This window comes from Montanilutibacter psychrotolerans, assembly GCF_003719825.1.
GTDB classification, from domain to species: domain Bacteria; phylum Pseudomonadota; class Gammaproteobacteria; order Xanthomonadales; family Xanthomonadaceae; genus Montanilutibacter; species Montanilutibacter psychrotolerans.
Map to the genome: position 1 here is coordinate 1 of NZ_RIBS01000016.1, position 3913 is coordinate 3913.

3 protein-coding genes are annotated in these 3913 nt (G+C 66.3%); all 3 read right to left on the reverse strand.

Going from position 1 to position 3913, the window contains the following annotated elements; genetic code table 11:
- Positions 1-428: 428 nt before the first annotated feature.
- Positions 429-1484, reverse strand: coding sequence for a PoNe immunity protein domain-containing protein (locus tag EER27_RS16740; RefSeq protein WP_123089284.1), 1056 nt, complete (start codon positions 1482-1484; stop codon positions 429-431).
- A 10-nt stretch (positions 1485-1494) separates the two neighbouring features.
- Positions 1495-3003 (reverse strand): hypothetical protein, encoded by a 1509-nt coding sequence (locus tag EER27_RS16745; protein WP_123089285.1) that lies wholly within the window; start codon positions 3001-3003, stop codon positions 1495-1497.
- Positions 3000-3913, reverse strand: a 914-nt coding sequence (locus EER27_RS16750) for a DUF2345 domain-containing protein (protein WP_148041059.1), incomplete at its 5' end; no start/stop codon positions are given. The genes EER27_RS16750 and EER27_RS16745, both read right to left, overlap by 4 nt.

Below are 3913 nucleotides of genomic sequence, written 5' to 3' on the forward strand. Positions count from 1 at the left end.
CACCGTCGAGCGCGCTGTCGATCTCGATCAGGCGCCCGTGCTGGGAAAGAAGGTTGAGCCAGTTGCCGGCCGTTGCGGCAAGCGAGTGGATATCCATATCCGATGACCTCGGTTCAGTGCCCGGCAACCACCAGGCACACCATACGGTCAGCACTGGAGTTGCAACTCATACCCTATTTACCTTGTTTTGGCCCCCGCGTCAGCCAAAGCCGGCGACGGGTTGCTCGCCAGTCAAGGACGCAGTGTGACGTGGTTCACGGTGTTGGCGTGGTCAGAAGGCACCCGCGCGATGGCCCGCGTGCCCGAGCCCCCATGGTCGCATGCTCGCCCCCGCCGATGTCGGCGACATGCTGTTCGCGTGACAGTCGGCGCGGCCGGCCCGGTCGGATCCACGGAGTGCGGCAGTGTGTTCGATCACGCTGCATGGTCTAAAGCGTCGGATCGGTCTGGTCCGGCGACCACAACCAGAACGTGGCGCCGTAGCTGCTGCCTTCGATGTGGGGGAAGGCATCACCCTGTTTGAAGTAGCGTCGCGAGCCGGTCTTGGCCGGGGTGTGCCACCAGCCGTTGCGCGGCGCGGGCTGGCCGGCAGCGACACGTTCCGGCGGCGCGGTTCCGGCAGCATGCGCGGCCAGCAGGCGGGCATGGTCGACCCAGTCCCTGGGATAGAAGGCCATCTCGCGATAGGACGTGTCGTCGACGCCCAGCACGAACGTGGTGGCGGCGGCCTCCCACGACCAGTAGCCATAGAACGCCACGTCGCCCTCGCCGTGCTGGTCGATATACGGTTCGCGCCGACTGGCGTGATACCACTCGTCCAGGTAGGTCGCCATCAGGGCGGGACGCTGTTCGGGGGCGGCGTCAAACACCTTGAACAGCTTGCGGTACGGCAGGTGTCGGGTGGCTTCGTCGGGCGGTGTGCCGCGGCCGGGAACAAACGGCGCCACCAGGCGTTCGAGCAGGCCATCGCGTACGCCCATGTCCTCATTGCAGTAATCGAGAAACGCCATCACACGTGGAATGGCGTGGCCATGCCCGCTGAGCAGACCGAAGCAGATCAGACGCAAGGCGACGATCCAGTACTCCTCGTCGCGCAGCGTCGCATGCGGCGTGATGTCGCGAGTGTCGTTCTCATCCGAGCGGTGGTAGGCCTCGTGGAACCTGCCGTACTCCTCGGCCCAATCCATCGCATGTGGCCACACTTCGATCAACTGCTCGACCGGCGCGCCCGCCGAGTACTGCATGCTCATCCAGTCCAGCGTGTCCCAAAGTCGGCGACGGGTTGAAGTCATCAACCCGCCAGGGCGCGCCTTGGCGACGTGCTTTGGCAACTCGGTGGTCACCATGGCGATACCGTTGAGGGTCTCGCTGAACTGCGACTCATACGTTGCATAGCGCATATGCGGCTCGCGGCGTTGGTCGAAATGGCTTCCCTTGAGCTTCCACGTAAACCACCGCGGCCAGTCGACCGTCGAAATCGTCATTGTTGCGGTCTCACTCTCTCAGCATGCTGTTGGGCAGCACGAACTCGGTGGCGATCTGGTGCGATACGACCGACTTACGGCAGCTCGGGGTGGTCGCCCCCTTGGCCCGCTTGTGCGTGTTGTGGTTCGGGCCGACGACAGTGATCAGGCTGCGGTCATAGGGGCACCTCACCAGCGTGCGGTTCATCGCACCATTCTCGAAGTCTGTCTGGGCACCCAGCTGGAATTCCGCCCGCTCCCACGCTCTGATCGCCGGCAGCAGCGCCGCGCTGTGCGCCGGAAGCAGCCTTGCCGTGGCAATCTTCTTCGCGACCCAACGGTGGCTCAACTGCTTTCCGTCGCTGTTTGTACCGCCCACCGCATTGCGCGTCCGCGTCTCGTCCTCGTCGCCCAGGTACGCGTCGATGCCGTAGCGCAGTCCTTCGAACACCGCCTTGGCGGTTTCCAGCTTGTGGAACGCGCCAGCCGTGCCCTTGGTGTCGCTCACACGGTAGGTGCTTGGCAGGCGGCTGGCGTGCCAGACGTGGTCGATGCCGTTGTGACCTGGCTGCTGCATTTCGAACAGCGTGCCGTTGTTGCTGACCTTGGCGCGCGCGCGTTGCCGCTTGACGTAGTAGTAATCGGCGATGTGCTCGCCGGAAGCGCCGGTTACCGTGCGCGACTGACGTGCCCGCTGGCTTTGGCGTTGGGTTGCGGTGGCCTGGCCCGAGCGTGGCGTGGCCGTGCCGCCGGTGTTGGCGGGCAGATTGTTGCCGGTCGGTGATGGCGGCGGCGCCGGACGCGCGGCTGGGGCAGACGCACGGGAGGCCGGCGGCGGCGCGGCCCGTGGCGTGGCGCGCGGCGCGGGTGCCGCTGATCGTGGCGGTGCCACGCGCGGCGCCTGTGGTCGCGCCGAGACGTGTGCGGTGGTGTTGGGCAACGGCTGCTGGATCGCCCGCTGGTGGGCTTGCCGCAAGCTTTCCATCGCCTCGTCGATGTTCTGCCGGGCCACGCCCTTGAGCGACTGCAACTGCTGCACCAGACGCCGGACGCCGTTCTTGCCCATCGCGAATTCGACGACGTAAGCGTCCAGCACGTCGACCATCCCGGTGAGGATCTCGTCGGTGGAGCCGGCCATCTGCCGACCGTAGGCGGCCCAGTCGAGCTCCCGGAACCAGCGCTCGATGTTGCCGCGCACGGTGCGGGGCATGGCGTCGAGGATGCGACCAAGCGCCTTGCCATTGCGCATCGCCTTGAAGACGTTCTTCAGCGCGTCGCCCACGCCCGGCACAAGCGCGATCAGGCACAGCACCAGTTCGATCCAGTGTTCGCTGTTGCGCGGGTCGCGGGTCAGACCGTAGATGGACCGCAGGATGTTGTAGGCATCCAGGGCCTGGCCGACGAAGGGCAGGCAGCCCAGCACGGTGGTGACCACCATCTGCGCGATCGACTCGCCGCGGCCTTCGGCTACCTCCTGCACCCACACCAGGATCTCGGCCAGCGTGTCGTCCTGCGCCCGCTGGATGGCCGTGGCACTCATGCGCGGTCCCCGGCGTTGTCGGTCAGCAGCACTTCTTCGTGGCTGCCGGGGCTGTCGTCATCGTCGTGGTCGTCCGGCTCGGATTCACCGTCGTACTCGTAGTCGGCGATCAGGTCCTCGAACTCGTCCGCGCCGCTGTCGATGGCCGCGATTTCGTCCGGGAAGTAGTGATCTTTCATGTACTGCGCTTCCTGCGCGAGATATCGTTCCAGTGCGGCCTTGGCTTCCTCAGGCGAAGTTGGCCGGAATCCGTGCAAGGCATTGGCGGGGCGTTCGCGCAGCGCAAACGCGTCACGTTGGTCGAAGCCGTAATAGACGATGCCTGGGCCGGGTGGGTTTTCGATCTCTGCGTAGCCGTCCGCATCGAGCTGGCCTTCCCGGCGCGTGCCATTCTCGAACTCGATCCGGTAGGGGGCATTCACCACGGGCTTGAGGTCGTCGTAGGTGTAGCGCAGCTCCAGCACAGTGGCGAAACTGGTAGTGCCCAGGGGCAGTGCATCCAACGACGCGGCATTGCTTGCCCCGCCCTTGAACGGCTGCTCGCTGGCCTTGACGGTGAAGTTGCCAGGGCAGGCGAACGTGATGTCGCCGCCTTCCAGGGTGACCTGGGTCTGGCCGGCCTGCAGCACGATCTTCTTGCTGGCCATCACGTCGATGCGCTGATCGGTGGCGGTGACGGTGACGCTCTGGTCGGCCAGCAGTTCCAGCGTGCCGGCGTGGGCCTGCAGGCTCAGCGGGCCGTGGGCGGCGATGGCACGCAGCGGGCCCTTCTGCGCGAACAGCGCCAGATGCGCGCCGCTCACGCCGGCCACGGTCTGCCCGGCCGCCAGGTGCGCATCGTCCTGCACGGTCAGGTGCAGGTGGCCGCCGGCGTAGGCCAGCGCGCTGGACGGCGTGGCCAGGGCGATCT

Bases quoted from the DNA above. Each gene is read 5' to 3' on its own strand.
- EER27_RS16740 (WP_123089284.1), bottom strand. From the start codon at position 1,484: ATGACGATTTCGACGGTCGACTGGCCGCGGTGGTTTACGTGGAAGCTC.
- EER27_RS16745 (WP_123089285.1), bottom strand. From the start codon at position 3,003: ATGAGTGCCACGGCCATCCAGCGGGCGCAGGACGACACGCTGGCCGAG.